Source organism: Streptomyces sp. NPDC127114, assembly GCF_042677525.1.
Classification (GTDB): domain Bacteria; phylum Actinomycetota; class Actinomycetes; order Streptomycetales; family Streptomycetaceae; genus Streptomyces.
The window spans coordinates 15,858-32,857 of sequence record NZ_JBHXTJ010000011.1 but is presented as its reverse complement, the minus strand read 5'-3'; the positions used below and the strand labels follow the sequence as shown (position 1 = coordinate 32,857).

Genomic DNA, 17,000 nt, shown 5'->3' with positions numbered 1-17,000 from the left:
CCGTGGTGATTCGTCCCGATATGCGCGTCATGTGAGGCCGACCTAGGCTGACCGGCATGGCAGGCAAGGCGGCAGCGGTGGAACTCGAGGTCGGCGACCGGACCGTGAAGGTGTCCAATCCGGACAAGGTGTACTTCCCCGAGACCGGTTACACCAAGCTCGACATGGTCTCCTACTACCTGGCGGTCGGCGACGGCATCACCCGCGCCCTCCGCGACCGGCCGACGACCCTGGAGCGCTATCCCGACGGCGTGACCGGCGAGTCCTTCTTCCAGAAGCGCGCGCCCAAGTACCTGCCGGACTGGATCCCCACGGCGCACATCACCTTCCCCAGCGGCCGCTCGGCCGACGAGATGTGCCCCACCGAACCGGCCGCCGTGCTGTGGGCGGCCAATCTCGGCGCCGTCACCTTCCACCCCTGGCCGGTACGCCGCGAGGACACCGACCACCCCGACGAACTGCGCCTCGACCTCGACCCCCAGCCCGGCACCGACTACGCCGACGCCGTCCGCGCCGCCCACGAACTGCGCGCCGTCCTGGACGAGCACGGGCTGCGCGGCTGGCCCAAGACCTCCGGCGGGCGGGGCCTCCACGTCTTCGTGCCGATCCTGCCCGAGTGGACCTTCACCCAGGTGAGACGGGCCGCCATCGCCTGCGGCCGGGAGCTGGAACGGCGGATGCCGGAGCGGGTCACCATCAAGTGGTGGAAGGAGGAGCGCGGCGAGCGGATCTTCCTCGACTACAACCAGACCGCCCGCGACCGCACCATCGCCTCCGCCTACTCCGTCCGTCCCCGGCCGCACGCGCCCGTCTCGGCGCCACTGCGCTGGGAGGAGGTCGACGACGCCGTGCCGCAGGACTTCGACATCCGCACGATGCCGGGCCGGTACGCCGAACTCGGGGACGTGCACGCGGACATGGACGACCAGCGCTACAGCCTGGAGTCGCTGCTCGAACTCGCCCGCCGCGACGAGGCCGACCACGGGCTCGGCGATCTGCCCTATCCGCCGGAGTACCCGAAGATGCCGGGCGAACCCAAGCGGGTGCAGCCGAGTCGGGCGAAGAAGGAGTAGCAGGCGGGGCGCCGGATGGCCGGGGGTCGCCGACCGGGCGGTGGAGGTGCGGGCGCTGCGGCGTCCGCACGGCGGCGTGGTCGCGACCAAAAACAACACGAACGGTCGTGCTAACATTTTCTCGTATCGAGGACGACCGAGGAGATCCGGCATGTTTCCGAAGGCCCTGCTGGTCCGCACGACGCTGAACACCGCCGCGTACATCGCTCCCGCCCTCGCCGGGCGGGCCGTCTTCCACCTCTTCGTCCGACCCGCCGGCCGCGCCCGCGTCAAAACCGCCGAGGAGCCGCTCATGGCCGCCGCCCGGGTCGGCCGGATACGCGTCGGCGAGAAGGAGGCGGTCACCTACGCGTGGGGAGACGGGCGACGGCCGGTGCTGCTGGTCCACGGCTGGTCCTCGCGCGCCTCGCGCCTCGCCGCCTTCGCCGAGGCACTGCTCGACCGGGGCTACAGCCCCGTCGCCTTCGACGCGCCCGGCCACGGTGACGCGCCGGGCCGGGCCGGCAACATCGTCGAGTACCGCGCGATCATCCGCCAACTGCATGCCCTGCACGGCGACTTCGACGCCGTCGTCGCCCATTCCTTCGGTGTCAGCGCGGCCCTCTTCGCGCTGCGCGACGGGGTGCGCGCCGGGCGCTTCGTCGGGATCTCGGGCGTGGGCTCGTTCGCGATGCTCACCGCCTGGTTCCAGGGCGCCTTCGGGATGGGCGACCGCGCGATGGGGGCGATGCGTCGCCATGTCGAGCGCCGGCTCGCCCCGGACGAGCCGGGCGTCTGGGAGCACCTGGAGGCCGCCTGGCGCCCCGAGGACCTCGACGCGCCCGTACTGCTCTTCCACGACGAGGCCGACGACATGGTGCCGCTCCCGCACGCGCACGTCCTCGCCGAAGCACACGCCGGGCGTGCTCGCCTGGTCGTCACCCGAGGCCTCGGTCACCGACGGATTCTGAGCGACCCTCAGATCGTCGCGCAGGCGGTCGAGTTCGTGACGGCCGAGCGACAGAAGGCGGTCGCCGCCCGCTGAAGCGCGCGGCGGACATCCTTCCCGGCCTTTCTGTCGTTCCCGTCCTGTCAGTCCTTGGGTGCCCTCAGGTCCGCCGGGGCGTCGATCTCGGCCCGTGCCCCGTCGGTCGCCTCGGCGCGCAGCCGCCGGGCGATCCCCCGCTCGGCCCGCGCGTAGGCGGAGGGGTCGCCGAGGAGCACGGACTGGGCGTTGGCCGACTCCATGAGGGCGATGATCTCGAACGCGAGCTGCGGCGCGTCGACGTCCTCGACGAAGCCGCCCGCGGCGCGGCCCTCCTCGACGGCCCGCTCCACGTACGCGACCCAGTCGCGGCGGGCCTGCGCGACGGCGTCGTGCACCGGGCCCGTCCGCGCGTCGTACTCCGCGGAGACCGCGTAGAAGAAGCAGCCGCCCTGGAACACCCGCTCGGAGGAGTACGCCAGCCAGTTCCGGCACAGCGCCCACACCAGGCCGGGGCCCGGCGGCAGGTCCGCCAGCGGCGTGACGACCTGGCGTGCGAAGACGGCGGTGGCCGCCCGGACCGTCGCGAGCTGGAGCTCCTCCTTGGAGCCGAACAGGGCGAAGACCCCGCTCTTGCTCAGCTTCAGCTCGGTGGCGATCCGTCCGAGCGACAGTCCCTCCAGGCCCTCGACGGACGCGATGTCCATCGTGCGGCCCAGGACGAGCCGCCGGGTCTGGTTGCCGCGCTCGACGCGCCCGTCCGTCTTCGTGCTGCCTGTCATGCGCCCATCGTACTGTCCGCACGATCGTGCGGACAGTTCTCGGGCCCGGTACGCGCCGGGTCCTACGCCTCCGGGACCCGCCGCTCACCGGGCGTGAGCAGCAGCACCTCCAAGGCCCTGGCACAGGCCCGTACCTGGGGAAGCAGACGGTCGAGCCGGGTGCCGGAGAGCGCCGGAGGAGCGGCCCGTACCGCCAGCGCGAAGCGCGCGCGGTCCGAGCGGTCGAGCACGGGCACCGCGAGCGTGCGCTCGCCCCGGCCCGGATCGTCGTCCAGGGCGTGGCCATGCTCCCGTACGAGCGCCGACTCGCCGTCCGGCGGGGCGGGTTCACCGTCCCCGGGCCAGGCGAGCAGGACCCTGCCGGGCGCCGTCAAGCGCAGCGGGCGCCGCAGGCCCGCCTTCGGCGTGACCGTGCCCCCCGCCACGATCACCGCGTGGGCCCCGCTGCGCAGGGCCAGGGCCGCGGTGGTGCCGGTGCGTTCGGCGAGGTCGCGCAGCTCGGGGGCGGCCAGGTGCAGTCCGCGCTGGTGGTACGACAGCCGGCCGAGCTCCGTGACGGCCGGGCCGAGCCGGTAGCGCGCGGTGCGCGCGTCCTGCTCCAGGAAACCGGCGGCGAGCAGGGTCCTGGCCAGCCGGTGCGCGGTGGACGTGGACAGACCGAGCCGGCGCGCGAGGTCGGAGGCGGTCGGGTCGGGGCCGTTGTCGTGGAAACAGTGCAGGACGTCCAGGGCCCGGCGGACGGCCTGCGCCCCCGCGGGCGAGCCGGTGGGGGCCGGCGCCGGCACGGAGGCGGACAGGGACGCGGGGGCGGGCTGGGCCTGGGTGGTCATGACCTCACGCTGCCACATGACGGGAGGGCGTCCGGCCGGGATCCGGCGCCGGAAACACACCGTTCACGAGCCCTCCCACGCCGTGGGAGGCGGTGGGGCGTCGGTGGCCCGGTCGGGCGAGGCAGGTGAGGGGGGCGAGGCCGAGGGGCGGGAGGGGAAATGGCCGAAAACGGCGGCCTGCGCGCCCCGGCGCGCCGTGTTGACGGCTTTCGCGAAGCACGTTGATCGGACGTTGATGGCGCGTTTAGGACGCCGGACCAGCCTGGTTCCCATGCAGACCGACACCATGCCCTCCGCCCCGCAGACCCTCCTGGCCGACGACCTCTCCTGGCAGCAGGACGCGCTGTGCGCCCAGGCCGGGCCGGAGTTCTTCTTCCCGGCGCCCGGCTCCTCGACCCGCGAGGCCAAGCTGCTGTGCGGGGCCTGCGAGGGGCGCGTCGCCTGCCTGGAGTACGCGCTGGCGCACGACGAGCGCTTCGGCGTGTGGGGCGGGCTCTCGGAGAAGGAGCGGATCCGGCTCAAGCGCCGCCGGGGCTGACCGCTCCGGCAGAGCCGGCCTCCCGCGCCCCGCTCAGGTGCTCCGGCAGGGCCGGAGTCCGCGCCCCGCTCGGTGCCCCGGCTCGCCCCTGGCCTCGCCCGCCGCCGCTGCCGTCGCCGCCGGCGCCCGGCCGGTTCAGCCCGCGGCCCGGGCCGCCATCCGCGCCTTGCGCGCCGCCAGCCGCTCGTCGAACTTGCGCGCCTCGCTGTCCAGGCCGTCCATGTACAGGCCCAGCTCCTCCTGGGCGCGCAGCCCGTCCGGGCCGAGGCCCTCGATCTGGAGCACCTTGAGGAAGCGGAGGACCGGCTGGAGCACGTCGTCGTGGTGGATGCGCAGGTTGTAGATCTCGCCGATCGCCATCTGGGCCGCCGCGCGCTCGAAGCCGGGCATGCCGTGGCCGGGCATCCGGAAGCCGACGACCACGTCCCGCACCGCCTGCATGGTGAGGTCCGGGGCGATCTCGAAGGCCGCTCCCAGCAGGTTGCGGTAGAAGATCATGTGCAGGTTCTCGTCCAGCGCGATGCGGGCGAGCATCCGGTCGCACACCGGGTCGCCGGACTGGTGGCCGGTGTTGCGGTGGGAGATGCGGGTGGCGAGCTCCTGGAAGGCCACGTACGCGACCGAGTGCAGCATCGAGTGCCGGTTGTCGGACTCGAATCCCTCGCTCATGTGTGCCATGCGGAAACGTTCCAGCTCGTCCGGGTCCACCGCGCGTGAGGCCAGCAGGTAGTCGCGCATGACGATGCCGTGGCGTCCCTCCTCCGCGGTCCAGCGGTGCACCCAGGTGCCCCAGGCGCCGTCCCGGCCGAAGAGGGTGGCGATCTCGTGGTGGTAGCTCGGGAGGTTGTCCTCGGTGAGCAGGTTCACCACGAGCGCGATCCGGCCGACGTCGGTGACCTTCGACTGCGAGCGGTCCCAGGCCTCGCCGTCCTCGAACAAGCCGGGGAAGTTCCGGCCGTCGGACCAGGGCACGTACTCGTGCGGCATCCAGTCCTTGGTGACCTTCAGGTGCCGCTCGAGCTCCTTCTCCACGACCTCTTCCAGGGCGTACAGGAGCCGCGCGTCGGTCCACCCTGCCGAGCTGCCGAGGTGGGGAGAAGTGAGCGTCACGGGGAACTCCTGGGGGCGGAGAAGGGCATACGGAACTACCTACGGATTCGTAGGTTACGAGACCGTAGGTTAAAGGCCCCATAAGGCGGTGGCCAAGCCCGTCTCGGCGATGTCCGGTTACGTTCGGTTATGTGACCGGGTCACGCGGCGCGTGCGAGGGGCGCGGGAGACCCAGGTCACGCGCCGGTGCGCCCCCTGCTCGGTCGCGCCGGGGTGCCCGGGCGGCTACTCAGAGCAGATGGTCGGCGGCCCCCGCCTTCACGGCGGAGATCAGGGCCCGCAGCGCCTCGACGGAGTCGGTGACGTACGCGTCGGGGGTCAGCGTCGAGCCGATGTAGGCGCGGCCCGTGCCGTCGACGCCGAAGCGGAAGCAGTTGGCGCCCTCGCTGCAGAACGCCTCGTTCCAGGTGATGTCCCGGGGTGCGGCGGAGTCGTGGGTGGCGTTCATGTGGAGGTCCCTCACAGGTCCTGGGCGATGGTGCGGATGAAGTCGCGGGAGGCGGACGGCGGCAGCGAGAGTCCGCGCAGCCGCTCCAACAGGCCGCGGTAGCGGCGCAGTTGCATGTCCGTGTCGAGCAGTATGGAGCCGTGGGAGGAGTCGAGCTGCACGGTGTCGAGCTGCGGGACGGGCGCGGACACATAGGTGAACGACTGGCCGGCCCCGGGGAAACCGCCCGCGGTGAACGGGATGACCCGCACGGTGATCGTCTCCCGCTCCGAGCGCTCCAGGATGTGCTCCAGCTGGTCCCGCGCGACCTTCGGGCCGCCGAACCGCATGCGCAGCGCGGCCTCGTGGATCACCGCCTCGTACCGCGTCGGCCGGTCGCGGTCGAGTACGTCCTGGCGGCGCAGCCGCAGTGCCAGCCGGGCTTCCAGGTCCCGCTCCGGCAGCGAGGGCACGGCGGTGTCGAACACCGCCCGCGCGTGCTCCTCGGTCTGCAGCAGCCCGGGGATGTGCGTGGTCACCGAGGTGACCAACTCGTGCGCGTGGAACTCGAGTTCGGCGATGTCGAGCAGGGCGGGCGGCAGCAGTCCGCGGTGCTGCTCCCACCAGCCGCGGTCCCGCTCCTGGGCCATGGCGGCGAGGAGGTCGACCAGGCCGGTGTCGGGGCAGCCGTAGTTGAAGGCCAGGGTGCGGACCCGCTCGGGGGTGATGCCGAAGCGGCCGGACTCGATGTGCGGGATGCGGGTGCGGTCGACGCCCAGGAGGGCCGCGGCCTGCTGGACGGACATGCCGGACTGCTCGCGCAGCTTGCGCAGTTCCTGCCCGAGGCGCTGCTGGCGCGCGGTCGGGGTGCTCCTGGGTGGCACGCTCGATCTCCCCCTTCGGTTCCGGGTGAATCCCGGAGAAACGGCCGGAACCGCATAAGTGCCAGCGAGTACTGGCAAGTAGTAGCACTGTGCTCCGGTTCTACGCTACGGTCGGTAGCGCCAGTCTCACACGGGGCTATCGCTTTCGGCTGTGAGCACCCCCACACCACAGGAAATGTGAGCAGAACCTGATGAAGGGCGCATTGCGTTGCCTTCCGGCCGCTCGAGCCGCGGCCGGACCCGTACCTCCCGCCACCGAGAACCTCAGCTATTCGATCCTCTTACCCGGGGGCGCCTACTGCGCCGGACTCGCCCGCGAGAACGTCCGGACCCTGCTGACCCGCCACGGCCTCGCCGAACTCGTCGACACCGCCGTGCTCGCCGCCTCGGAGCTGGTCTCCGCCGCGTACCGCTTCACCCCCGACCACGAGATGATCCTGCGGGTGCGCTGGCAGTACGAGGCGCTGCGCATCGTGCTGTACGACCAGCACCCGGCACACGACACACCCGCCACCGCCGAGGAATGCCGCGACCGCCGCAGCCGCAGCATGTGGCTGCTGGCCGCGGCGGTCGAGGAGCACGGCGGCGACTGGGGCCTCGCCCCCGTCCTCACGCCGGGCGGCGGCACCAAGTCCTGGGCCTTGCTCCACCGCTAGCGGTGTGACCCCACGCGGGTGTTCACCGCCTGCGGCATCGCCGGACGAGGATCCACGTCCCCCGAGTCCTCCTCCCGAGGGACGTACGCCGACGGATCCTCCACCCGCACGGCCTCGGCCGTCGTCGGCCGCAGCTCACCGTCGAGCCGCAGCCAGCGGGTGATCCCCAGCGACTCCAGGAACGGCACGTCGTGGCTCACCACGACCAGCGCCCCCTCGTAGGCGTCGAGCGCGGAGGTCAGACTGCGCACCGACGCCAGGTCCAGGTTGTTCGTCGGCTCGTCGAGCAGCAGCAGCTGCGGAGCGGGTTCGGCGAGGAGCAGCGCGGCCAGCGTCGCGCGGAACCGCTCGCCGCCCGACAGCGTCCCCGCCGGCCGATCGGCCCGGGCGCCGCGGAACAGGAACCGGGCGAGCCGCGCCCGGATCTCGTTGACCGTGGCCCCCGGCGCGAACCGGGCGACGTTCTCCACCACGCTCCGCTCGTCGTCCAGCACGTCGAGCCGCTGCGGCAGGAAGCGCATCGGAACCCGCACCGCGGCCTCGCCCGCGACCGGCGCGAGCTCACCCGCGATCGTGCGCAGCAAGGTCGTCTTCCCGGCCCCGTTCCGGCCGAGGAGCGCCACCCGCTCCGGCCCCCGCAGCTCGAACTCCCCGCCGACCCGCGCCCCGTACGGCATCTCCAGGTCGCGCAGCAGCAGGACCTCCCGACCCGGGTGCACCGTGGTGCGCGGCAGCTCGATGCGGATCTCGTCGTCGTCCCGTACCGCCTCCACGGCCGCGTCGAGGCGCGAGCGCGCCTCGGCCAGCCGGTCGGCGTGCAGGGCGCGGTGCTTGCCCGACGACACCTCGGCCGCCGCCCGGCGGTTGTTGGCGACGATCTTCGGAACGACCTTGTTCTCGTAGCTCTTCTGCGCGTACCGCCTGCGCCGGGCCAACTTGGCGTGAGCCTCCTGGAGTTCACGCTTCTGGCGCTGGACGTCCGCCTCGGCGACCCGCACCATCCGCTCGGCGGCGTCCTGTTCGGCCGCGAGCGCGGCCCGGTAGTCCGACCAGGCACCGCCGTACCAGGTGACCTCGCCTTCCCGGAGGTCCGCGATCTGGTCGACCCGCGCCAGGAGTTCACGGTCGTGGCTGACCACGACCAGGACTCCCGACCAGGCGTCCACCGCCTCGTAGAGCCTGCGCCGCGCGTGCAGGTCCAGGTTGTTGGTCGGCTCGTCGAGCAGCAGCACGTCGGGCCGGGCGAGCAGCAGTGCGGCGAGTCGCAGCAGCACGGACTCGCCGCCCGAGATCTCGCCGATCGTGCGGTCGAGGCCGATGTGCCCGAGACCGAGCTGGTCGAGCACGGCCAGCGCCCGCTCCTCCACGTCCCAGTCGTCGCCGACCGCCGCGAAGTGCTCCTCGGCGGTGTCGCCCGACTCGATGGCGTGAAGGGCGGCCCGGGTCGTGTCGATGCCGAGGGCCTCGTCGACCCGCAGTCCGGTGTTCAGGACCAGGTTCTGCGGGAGGTACCCCACCTCGCCGGCGATGCGGACGGTGCCGGCCGAGGGCGTGAGCTCGCCGGCGATCAGCTTGAGCAGGGTCGACTTGCCGGAGCCGTTGAGACCGACCAGGCCGGTCCGGCCGGGGCCGACCGCCAGCCGGAAGTCGTCGAGGACGGCGGTCCCGTCGGGCCAGGAGAAGGACAGGGACGTACAGGTGATGAAGGTGGGGCGGGTCGCCATGGAAGCCTCCCGGGTTGCGATGCGTGGTCAGGGGCAACGCGTGAGACACCGGGACGCGGGCGGAAGCCGGATCGGTCGGAAGGGGCCGGCAAGGACGGCCGGGGAGGACCGGTACGGGGCAGCGCTCGTACGCCGAGGTCGAGGACGGCACACGCGGCGGCAAGGCGGCACGCGCGGCACGGTGTCTCGGACCTCACACGAGCAACGGCCTTCTCCGATCTGGCGACAACAGGACCGTCGACGACGTTACGACCGGGGGACGGGCGACGGCAACCGAATTACGGGTGCTCCTCCAGGAGCTGCGCCAGATCCTGGTCCCAGTCCAGGTACTGGTGCTCGCGCCCGCTCGGCACCAGGTGCTGCGAGCGCTCCAGGAAGCTCCGCAGCTCCGACGTGCGGATGTGCACCATGGCCACGCCCTCGGGAGCGTGGAACTCGACCACCGTGCGGTCGTATCCGTACGGGCGCACGCGCACGTCCCCGACGCCCGCCGGTCCGTCCACGCCCTGCGCGAGCAGCTCGCGCGCGAAGGCCCACGACACCTCGACGCCCTCCAGGGTCGCGGGCGGCGGGAAGGCCATGCTCACCGCGTACGGGTCCTCGCGGTCGTACCGCAGCGTGGCGGCGACGGACTCGGCCCGGGGCGCGGACGCGACCAGACGGGCCTGCACGGCCTGCTCGATGACGGTGGACATGGGGCCAGCCTCCTGTCGCGCGGCTACGGGCCACGTTCTCCTGCGTCTCCCCGACACCAGGAGAGACGAACGAGGAGGCGCCGACGTGCACTGCGGGGGTACGTGAGCTGCGTCACCGCATCGCGTCGTCGCTCCGCGTCACCGCTCCTCCGCGCGGTCGAAGTCGCCGCCCGCGCAGGGTCCCGAGTGGTCGCAGTACGGCTGGTTGCCGGAGGCCCCGCAGCCGCACAGCACCGCCCGGGTCTCGTGCCGTTCGCCCCGGCCGGAGCGGACCAGCAGGTCGCCGCGCATCACCAGACGCCCGTCCGGCATGCGGCGGACGGTGGTGGGGGAGTCCGGCGGCTCGGCGGCGTCGTCCGCCAGGTGGTAGCGCAGCGCACCCGAGGGGCAGCGGCGGACCACCTCGGCGACCAGGTCCGGGGCCGCCTCGTCGGGCTGCACCCACGGGCGCTTCGACACGTCGAACACGCTCGGCAGACCGTGGACGCACTCGGCCGCGTGCAGACAGCGACGCGGCTCGAAGGTGACGGTGATCCCCTCGCCGTCGTACTCCTTGAGCTTCGGCGCCTCGTCCGGGACGGGGTCGGTGGTGCGGTCCGTCATGCGACCCAGCCTAGGAAGGCGGCGGGCGGTGCGCACTCCGGCACTCTGGACGGGATCTTCGGGGTGGGCTAGCTTCCGGCGGCATGACGTCCATGGGGAAGACGAGCGAGACGCGAGAGACGAGCAGGACGCGACAGGCGCGACAGGCGCGACAGGCGGGGACGCGGAGGCCGGGCCGGCTGTGGGCGGCGGGACTCGCCGCGGGACTCGCCGGGGCGGCGCTGGCGACGGCCCTGACGGCGGCGCCGGCCGCGGCGGGGGAGCGCGTGCCCGGCGAGTGGCGGCTCACCGAGACCGGCACCGACGCCCGGTTCCGCGGGCTGGCGGCGGTCAGCCGGTCGGTGGCCTGGGCCGCCGGGTCGAAGGGGACGGTGCTGCGCACCACCGACGGCGGGAAGAGCTGGCGAAACGTCTCGCCGGCCGGCGCCGGGGAGCTGGAGTTCCGGGACGTGGAGGCCTTCGACGCCCGGCGCGCGGTGGTCCTCGCGATCGGCGAGGGCGAGGCCTCACGGGTCTACCGCACCGAGGACGGCGGCGAGACCTGGACGGAGTCCTTCCGCAACACCGACCCGCGCGCCTTCTACGACTGCATGACCTTCTTCGACCGGCGGCACGGGCTCGCGATGAGCGACCCGGTGGACGGCAGGTACCGCATCCTGTCGACCCGCGACGGCGGCCGGACCTGGGAGGTCCTGCCGGACGACGGCATGCCGGACGCGCTGCCCGGCGAGGCCGGCTTCGCGGCGAGCGGGCAGTGCCTGGTGTCGTCAGGGCCGAAGGACGTGTGGCTCGCCACCGGCGGCGGGGCCACCGGGCGGGTGCTGCACTCGGCGGACCGGGGGCTGACCTGGACCGCCACCGAGACCACCATCCCGGCGGGCGAGGGGGCCAAGGGCGTGTTCGGGCTCGCCTTCCGCGACCGCCGGCACGGCATCGCGGTCGGCGGCGACTACCGCAGGGACCAGCCCTCGCCGCGGGCGGCCGCCGTCACGGGCGACGCGGGCCGCGCGTGGACCGCGTCCGCCACTCCGCCGCCCGCCTACCGCTCGGGCGTCGCCTGGCTCCCGCACGCCAAGTCGGCCGCGCTCGCGGTCGGCCCCACCGGCACGGACCTCACCACCGACGGCGGCCGCACCTGGCGCACCGTCGACACCGGCTCGTACGACACGGTCGACTGCACCGCGGACGGCGCGTGCTGGGCCTCGGGCGAGAAGGGCCGCATCGCACGTGCCCTCCTCCACCGGCCCTGATCCGGAAGAAGCGGCCCAGGGCCTGCCCGGCGGACGAGGGCCGGGCAGGCCCTAGACGGGCAACTCGTCCCGGAACGGGGCGAGTCCGTCCACGGTCTTCGTGGCGTGGAACTCGACGATCCGGTACGCGCACACGCCCTCGACGCTGAACGGGTCGGTCGCCACGATCTCCTCGATCTCCGCGCGACCGACCCCACCGGCCAGAATCACCCCACCGTCCCGCGGCTCCTTCCGCCCGGACGCCAGAAACACCCCTTCGGCGTACCGCGCGTCCAGCCACGCGACATGAGCACCGAGCAACGCGTCGACCCGCTCCATCGGAGCGGTGTAACTCAACTCGAGTACGAACATGCCCGCCAGGCTACCGAGAGGCCGCCGCCGGGTTCGTCGTAGGGTGCCCCACCATGACGATCATCGAGGTTCCCGAGGGCTGGCCCGGCGACGAGGTGGCGGCGTTGGCCGTGCAGGAGGAGTTGCGGGGGCGGCTCGTGGTGGGGGAGGAGGGGCCCGCGGTCGGGGAGGGGAACGTGACCGGGGTCGACGTCGCCTATGACGACGAGCGGGATCTCGTCGCGGCGGCGGCCGTCGTGCTCGACGGGCGGAGTCTGGAGGTGGTGGAGGAGGCGACCGCCGTGGGGCGGGTGTCGTTTCCCTACGTGCCGGGGCTGCTGGCGTTCCGCGAGGTGCCGACCGTGCTTGCCGCGCTCGGGCGGCTCACCGCCGGGCCCGGGCTCCTCGTCTGCGACGGCTACGGGCTCGCGCACCCCCGCCGGTTCGGGCTCGCGAGTCATCTCGGGGTGCTCACGGGACTTCCGTCCATCGGCGTCGCCAAGAACCCGTTCACCTTCTCCTACGACCAACCAGGCCCCGACCGCGGCGAGTTCGGCGACCTCCTCGCCGACGGCGAGACCGTCGGCCGCGCGCTGCGCACCCGCGCCGGCGTCAAGCCGGTCTTCGTCTCGGTCGGGCACCGCGTCTCACTGGACCGGGCCTGCGCGCACACGCTGCACCTGAGCCCGCGCTACCGGCTTCCCGAGACCACCCGCCATGCCGACTCCCTGTGCCGCCGAGCCCTCCGGGAGGCGCTGAGCACGAGGCCCGAGTGATGCCTGGGACGAGTGAGTACCCGTACGGATATCGCCCCGTGACACTCGGGCGGCAGAGTGTGGGCATGACATCCCCCCGTTCCGCTCGCCCCACCCCCGCCGCCCCCATCGGCACCCTGCAGTGCGTGGTCCTCGACTGCCCCGACGTCATGGAACTCGCGAAGTTCTACCAGCGGTTGCTCGGCGGCGAGATCAACCGCCCCGACCCGCAGTGGGCGGTCGGCGACGCCTGGGCCACGCTGCACGGCGCCGGCGGCGCTCCCGTGCTCGCCTTCCAGGGAGTGGCCGACCACCGCCCGCCGGTATGGGGCTCGCCCGAGCAGCAGTTCCACATCGACGTGCGGGTCGCGGACCTCGACGAGGCCCACGAGGCGGTCGTCGCGCTCGGCGCCTGGCGCCTCGACACCGAGGGCGGCGACCGGGCCTGGCGGATCTACGCCGACCCGGCCGGCCACCCCTTCTGTCTCGTACGGCACTGAGCACCGCGGCCGCTCAGCCCGAGTGCGCCACCCGGAAGCGCAGCCCGGCCGCCACCAGCCGCTCCACCAGCGCGCCGCCCATCGCGACCGCCGTGGTGACCTGCCCGGAGGTCTTCGGCAGGTCGTCGAACGCGAGGCACAGCGCCGACTCGGCGAGCATCTTCGCCGTCTCGTCGTAGCCGGGATCACCGCCCGACACCTCGGTGAAGACGCGCCGTCCGCCGCCCTCCCCCACGAAGCGGACCGAGAACCAGCTGCGCGCCCGCCGCTCCGCGCTCGGCCCCTGCCCCGGTTCGTAACGGCCCATCAGCCACTTCCGCACCCAGGGCAGTTGGGCCGCGAGCGCGCCCGCGCCCACCACCGCGGAACCGCCGAGCGCCATCGGCAGGGTCTTCACCGAGGCGTAGTGGCGGTAGCGGAAGTCCGGTCCGTAACGCTCGAGGGCCCGCGCCGAGCGCGCCACCACCTGCGGGTCGAGAGTCGGCAGCGGCAGCGCCCAGGTGCCGGTCTCGCGGCTGAACCGCGGCCCGCCGAGCGGCGCCCGGGCCCGCCGGGTCACCAGCCGCGGCTCGTGCAGCCGCCGTTCGTGCGCGGCCCGCAGGATCTCCCGGCCGCGCCCGAACGCGGTGAGCGCCGAGGCGAAGGTGCCGCCGGAGAAGATCGCACCGGCCCGCACGAAGCCGTCGATCCGCAGCGGGACCCCTTCCGGAAGCTGCTGCACCGTGTAGTACACGCCCAGGTCGTGCGGGACCGAGTCGAAGCCGCAGGCGTGCACGAGCCGGGCGCCGGTCTCCCGGGCGCGGGCGTCGTACCGCACGTACATCCTGTCGACGAACTCCGCCTCGCCGGTCAGGTCCAGATAGTCGGTTCCGGCCTCCGCGCACGCGGCGACCAGCTCCTCCCCGTACCAGACGTAAGGGCCGACGGTGCTGGCCACCACCCGGGCGGCGCCGGCGAGTTCGCGCAGCGACTCCGGGTCGGTCGAGTCGGCGACGAGCAGCGGAAGTCCGGCGCACCGCGGCCACCGCGCGGCGAGCCGGTCACGCAGGGCGCCGAGCTTGCCGAGGCTGCGGCCGGCGAGGGCCCAGCGGCAGTCCTCCGGGGCGTGCTCGGCCAGGTACTCGGCGGTGAGTTCGCCCACGAATCCGGTCGCTCCGAAGAGGACCACGTCGTACGGCCGCACGGCCGCCCCAGTCTCCATCCAGCCCAGCCCCTCCGGTGTCGCCGCGCCACCCCCGGCGCGCATGTCGTCGGCGGACTCTAGCGGACGACAGCGCGGGCCCCGCCGCCGGGAGCTTTCCGGCGCTCGCCCGGTCCCGGTCGCCGTCCCCGCCGGTCACGCCGGTCACGCCGGGCTCGCGCGCCCGGCACTGCCTCGGCCGGACCGATCGACGAGACACCCCCTGGGGGCTTGTGCGGAGTGGAACACGTTCCTAGCATCTCCGGTGTTACATCATCACTGTCACACTCGTGGTGCTCCCACCGTCCGGTACTCCGCTGTCACCCACTCCGCTCACCCTGGGGACTCGATGACGACTCCGCGCCCGTCCCAAGGCGGCCCGCTCTCCGGTGTCCGCGTGGTCGAACTCGCCGGCATCGGCCCCGGCCCCTTCGCCGCGATGCTGCTCGCCGACCTCGGCGCCGACGTCGTGCGCGTCGACCGGCCCGGCGGCCCGGGCCTCGGTGTCGACCCCGCGTACGACCTCACCAACCGCAACAAGCGCTCCGTCCTCGTCGACCTCAAGGCCGACGGCGGCCCGGACACCGTGCTCGACCTGGTCGAACGCGCCGACATCCTCGTCGAGGGCTACCGCCCCGGCGTCGCCGAACGCCTCGGCGTCGGCCCCGAGGCCTGCCTCGCCCGCAACCCGCGGCTCGTCTACGGCCGGATGACCGGCTGGGGCCAGGACGGACCGCTCGCCCCCACCGCCGGACACGACATCGCCTACCTCGCCCTCACCGGCACCCTCGGCATGATCGGCCCCGACCCGGACGGCCCGCCCACCGTCCCCGCCAACCTCGTCGGCGACTACGCGGGCGGCTCCCTCTACCTCGTCATCGGCGTCCTCGCTGCCCTCCAGCACGCCCGCGCGCACGGCGAGGGCCAGGTCGTCGACGCCGCCATCGTCGACGGCGCCGCCCACCTCGCCACCATGATCCACGGCATGCTCGCCGCCGGCGGCTGGCAGGACCGGCGCGGAGTCAACCTGCTCGACGGCGGCTGCCCCTTCTACGGGACCTACGAGACCTCCGACGGCGGCTACATGGCCGTCGGCGCGCTGGAACAGCAGTTCTACGACGAGTTCGTCCGGCTCCTCGGCATCGAGGAGAGCGCCCCGGCCCGCCGCGACCTCGCCCGCTGGCCCGCGCTGCGCGAGGCCGTCGCCGAGCGCTTCCGCACCCGTACGAGACAGGAATGGACCGAGGTCTTCGCGGGCACCGACGCCTGCGTGGCCCCCGTCCTGTCGCTGCGCGAAGCCCCCGGCCACCCGCACCTCGCCGCCCGCGGCACCTTCGTCGAGCACGAAGGGCTCGTCCAGCCCGCGCCCGCCCCGCGGTTCTCCGCCACACCCGGCGCGGTCCGCACCGGGCCCGCGCTGCCGGGCGGCGACACCGCCGAGGTTGCTCGAGACTGGGCCGTACCGGCACTCGTAACCCCCGTATCCGACCCAGCCGCCAAGGAGCAGCAGGCATGAAGCGCCGGCTCTACACCGCCGATCACGAGGCCTTCCGCGAGACCGTCCGCACCTTCCTCGCCAAGGAGGTGCTGCCCCACTACGCGCAGTGGGAGAAGGACGGCATCGTCTCCCGCGAGGTCTGGCGGGCCGCAGGCCGGCAGGGCCTGCTGGGCCTCGCCGTCGACGAGGAGTACGGCGGCGGCGGAAACCCCGACTTCCGCTACAGCGCCGTCCTCGCCGAGGAATTCACCCGGGCCGGCGCGCCCGGCCTGGCCATCGGCCTGCACAACGACATCATCGGCCCCTACCTCACCTCGCTCGCCACCGAGGAACAGAAGCGCCGCTGGCTGCCCGGCTTCTGCAGCGGCGAGATCGTCACCGCCATCGCGATGACCGAGCCCGGCGCCGGCTCCGACCTCCAGGCCATCCGCACCACCGCCGAGGACCACGGCGACCACTGGATCCTCAACGGCTCCAAGACCTTCATCTCCAACGGGATCCTCGCCGACCTGGTGATCGTCGTCGCCCGGACCACCCCGGAGGGCGGCGCCCACGGGCTCTCCCTGCTCGTCGTCGAACGCGGCATGGCCGGCTTCGAGCGCGGCCGCAACCTCGACAAGATCGGCCAGAAGTCGCAGGACACCGCCGAGCTCTTCTTCCACGACGTCCGCGTCCCCAAGGAGAACCTGCTCGGCGATCTCAACGGGGCCTTCGTCCACCTGATGACCAACCTCGCCCAGGAACGGCTCGCCATCGCGGTCGCCGCCATCGCGGGCGCCGAGCACCTCCTGGAGCTCACCACCGCCTACGTCAAGGAGCGCGAGGCCTTCGGCCGCCCGCTGGCCAGGCTCCAGCACGTCCGCTTCGAGATCGCCGAGATGGCCACCGAATGCGCCGTCACCCGTACCTTCCTCGACCGCTGCGTCGAGGAGCACACGGACCCCGACGGCGGCGGGCTCGACGCCGTGCACGCCTCCATGGCCAAGTGGTGGTCCACCGAGCTGCAGAAGCGGGTCGCCGACCGCTGCCTGCAACTGCACGGCGGATACGGCTACATGAGCGAATTCCCGGTCGCCAGGGCCTTCACCGACGGCCGCATCCAGACCATCTACGGCGGGACGACCGAGATCATGAAGGAGATCATCGGCCGTTCCCTGCTCGCCTGACCCGCAGTTCCTCGCCCGACCCGCAGTCCCCGGCC

Annotated in this window: 19 protein-coding genes; 9 read left to right on the top strand and 10 right to left on the bottom strand. The window is 73.2% G+C overall.

Features of this window, described 5'->3' with window-relative positions:
• Nucleotides 1-56: 56 nt before the first annotated feature.
• Entirely contained in the window at nucleotides 57-1,073 is a 1,017-nt protein-coding gene (gene ligD / locus ACFVGS_RS14095; RefSeq protein ID WP_385692586.1) for a non-homologous end-joining DNA ligase, read from the top strand.
• Between the two features lie 151 nt (nucleotides 1,074-1,224).
• Nucleotides 1,225-2,097, top strand: a complete 873-nt coding sequence (locus tag ACFVGS_RS14090; RefSeq protein ID WP_385692585.1) for an alpha/beta hydrolase — start codon at nucleotides 1,225-1,227, stop codon at nucleotides 2,095-2,097.
• 47 nt (nucleotides 2,098-2,144) lie between these two features.
• Here the strand turns inward: ACFVGS_RS14090 and ACFVGS_RS14085 are convergent, their stop codons facing one another.
• Together ACFVGS_RS14085 and ACFVGS_RS14080 are read right to left on the bottom strand one after the other, a co-directional pair.
• Complete coding sequence (locus tag ACFVGS_RS14085) at nucleotides 2,145-2,819, bottom strand: TetR/AcrR family transcriptional regulator (protein WP_384412350.1); 675 nt, start codon at nucleotides 2,817-2,819, stop codon at nucleotides 2,145-2,147.
• 62 nt (nucleotides 2,820-2,881) lie between these two features.
• The gene (locus ACFVGS_RS14080; RefSeq protein ID WP_385692584.1) at nucleotides 2,882-3,649 is read right to left on the bottom strand and encodes an IclR family transcriptional regulator; all 768 of its coding nucleotides are present in this window, start codon (nucleotides 3,647-3,649) and stop codon (nucleotides 2,882-2,884) included.
• A 271-nt stretch (nucleotides 3,650-3,920) separates the two neighbouring features.
• Here ACFVGS_RS14080 and ACFVGS_RS14075 point away from each other — a divergent pair, with 271 nt between their 5' ends.
• Nucleotides 3,921-4,187, top strand: coding sequence for a WhiB family transcriptional regulator (locus ACFVGS_RS14075; protein WP_384412355.1), 267 nt, complete (start codon nucleotides 3,921-3,923; stop codon nucleotides 4,185-4,187).
• Between the two features lie 135 nt (nucleotides 4,188-4,322).
• Here the strand turns inward: ACFVGS_RS14075 and ACFVGS_RS14070 are convergent, their stop codons facing one another.
• From ACFVGS_RS14070 to ACFVGS_RS14060, 3 genes are all read right to left on the bottom strand, one after another.
• Nucleotides 4,323-5,297 carry an acyl-ACP desaturase gene (locus ACFVGS_RS14070; RefSeq protein WP_384412358.1) on the bottom strand — a complete coding sequence of 325 codons (975 nt, stop codon included), beginning with the start codon at nucleotides 5,295-5,297 and terminating at the stop codon, nucleotides 4,323-4,325.
• A gap of 229 nt (nucleotides 5,298-5,526) precedes the next feature.
• A complete protein-coding gene (locus ACFVGS_RS14065) occupies nucleotides 5,527-5,745 on the bottom strand; it encodes a hypothetical protein (protein ID WP_384412361.1) in 219 nt (72 codons plus the stop codon).
• An 11-nt stretch (nucleotides 5,746-5,756) separates the two neighbouring features.
• Nucleotides 5,757-6,608 (bottom strand): helix-turn-helix domain-containing protein, encoded by an 852-nt coding sequence (locus ACFVGS_RS14060; protein ID WP_384412364.1) that lies wholly within the window; start codon nucleotides 6,606-6,608, stop codon nucleotides 5,757-5,759.
• A gap of 191 nt (nucleotides 6,609-6,799) precedes the next feature.
• Between ACFVGS_RS14060 and ACFVGS_RS14055 the strand changes: the two genes are divergently transcribed.
• Entirely contained in the window at nucleotides 6,800-7,264 is a 465-nt protein-coding gene (locus ACFVGS_RS14055) for an ATP-binding protein (protein WP_384412367.1), read from the top strand.
• On the opposite strand, the gene ACFVGS_RS14050 is transcribed toward ACFVGS_RS14055, so the two are convergent.
• The 3 genes from ACFVGS_RS14050 to ACFVGS_RS14040 form a co-directional block, all read right to left on the bottom strand.
• Complete coding sequence (locus tag ACFVGS_RS14050) at nucleotides 7,261-8,988, bottom strand: ABC-F family ATP-binding cassette domain-containing protein (RefSeq protein WP_385692583.1); 1,728 nt, start codon at nucleotides 8,986-8,988, stop codon at nucleotides 7,261-7,263. The genes ACFVGS_RS14055 and ACFVGS_RS14050 overlap by 4 nt on opposite strands.
• Nucleotides 8,989-9,266: 278 nt before the next feature.
• The gene (locus tag ACFVGS_RS14045) at nucleotides 9,267-9,683 is read right to left on the bottom strand and encodes an SsgA family sporulation/cell division regulator (protein WP_384412373.1); all 417 of its coding nucleotides are present in this window, start codon (nucleotides 9,681-9,683) and stop codon (nucleotides 9,267-9,269) included.
• A gap of 138 nt (nucleotides 9,684-9,821) precedes the next feature.
• Nucleotides 9,822-10,286: a (4Fe-4S)-binding protein gene (locus ACFVGS_RS14040; protein WP_384412376.1), complete on the bottom strand. Its 465-nt coding sequence runs from the start codon at nucleotides 10,284-10,286 to the stop codon at nucleotides 9,822-9,824.
• An 83-nt stretch (nucleotides 10,287-10,369) separates the two neighbouring features.
• Here ACFVGS_RS14040 and ACFVGS_RS14035 point away from each other — a divergent pair, with 83 nt between their 5' ends.
• Nucleotides 10,370-11,536 (top strand): WD40/YVTN/BNR-like repeat-containing protein, encoded by a 1,167-nt coding sequence (locus ACFVGS_RS14035; RefSeq protein ID WP_384412379.1) that lies wholly within the window; start codon nucleotides 10,370-10,372, stop codon nucleotides 11,534-11,536.
• A 51-nt stretch (nucleotides 11,537-11,587) separates the two neighbouring features.
• On the opposite strand, the gene ACFVGS_RS14030 is transcribed toward ACFVGS_RS14035, so the two are convergent.
• On the bottom strand, nucleotides 11,588-11,887 hold the full coding sequence (locus tag ACFVGS_RS14030) for a YciI family protein (RefSeq protein ID WP_385692582.1): 300 nt from the start codon (nucleotides 11,885-11,887) through the stop codon (nucleotides 11,588-11,590).
• A 53-nt stretch (nucleotides 11,888-11,940) separates the two neighbouring features.
• On the opposite strand from ACFVGS_RS14030, the gene ACFVGS_RS14025 reads away from it, so the two are divergent.
• Nucleotides 11,941-12,642, top strand: coding sequence for an endonuclease V (locus ACFVGS_RS14025; protein ID WP_385692581.1), 702 nt, complete (start codon nucleotides 11,941-11,943; stop codon nucleotides 12,640-12,642).
• Between the two features lie 65 nt (nucleotides 12,643-12,707).
• A complete protein-coding gene (locus ACFVGS_RS14020; RefSeq protein ID WP_384412387.1) occupies nucleotides 12,708-13,121 on the top strand; it encodes a VOC family protein in 414 nt (137 codons plus the stop codon).
• A gap of 13 nt (nucleotides 13,122-13,134) precedes the next feature.
• On the opposite strand, the gene ACFVGS_RS14015 is transcribed toward ACFVGS_RS14020, so the two are convergent.
• Nucleotides 13,135-14,322 carry a saccharopine dehydrogenase family protein gene (locus ACFVGS_RS14015; RefSeq protein WP_384412389.1) on the bottom strand — a complete coding sequence of 396 codons (1,188 nt, stop codon included), beginning with the start codon at nucleotides 14,320-14,322 and terminating at the stop codon, nucleotides 13,135-13,137.
• 328 nt (nucleotides 14,323-14,650) lie between these two features.
• On the opposite strand from ACFVGS_RS14015, the gene ACFVGS_RS14010 reads away from it, so the two are divergent.
• Complete coding sequence (locus ACFVGS_RS14010) at nucleotides 14,651-15,817, top strand: CaiB/BaiF CoA transferase family protein (protein ID WP_385692580.1); 1,167 nt, start codon at nucleotides 14,651-14,653, stop codon at nucleotides 15,815-15,817.
• Entirely contained in the window at nucleotides 15,814-16,965 is a 1,152-nt protein-coding gene (locus ACFVGS_RS14005; RefSeq protein ID WP_385692579.1) for an acyl-CoA dehydrogenase family protein, read from the top strand. Before ACFVGS_RS14010 ends, ACFVGS_RS14005 begins: the two co-directional genes overlap by 4 nt.
• Nucleotides 16,966-17,000 lie beyond the last annotated feature (35 nt).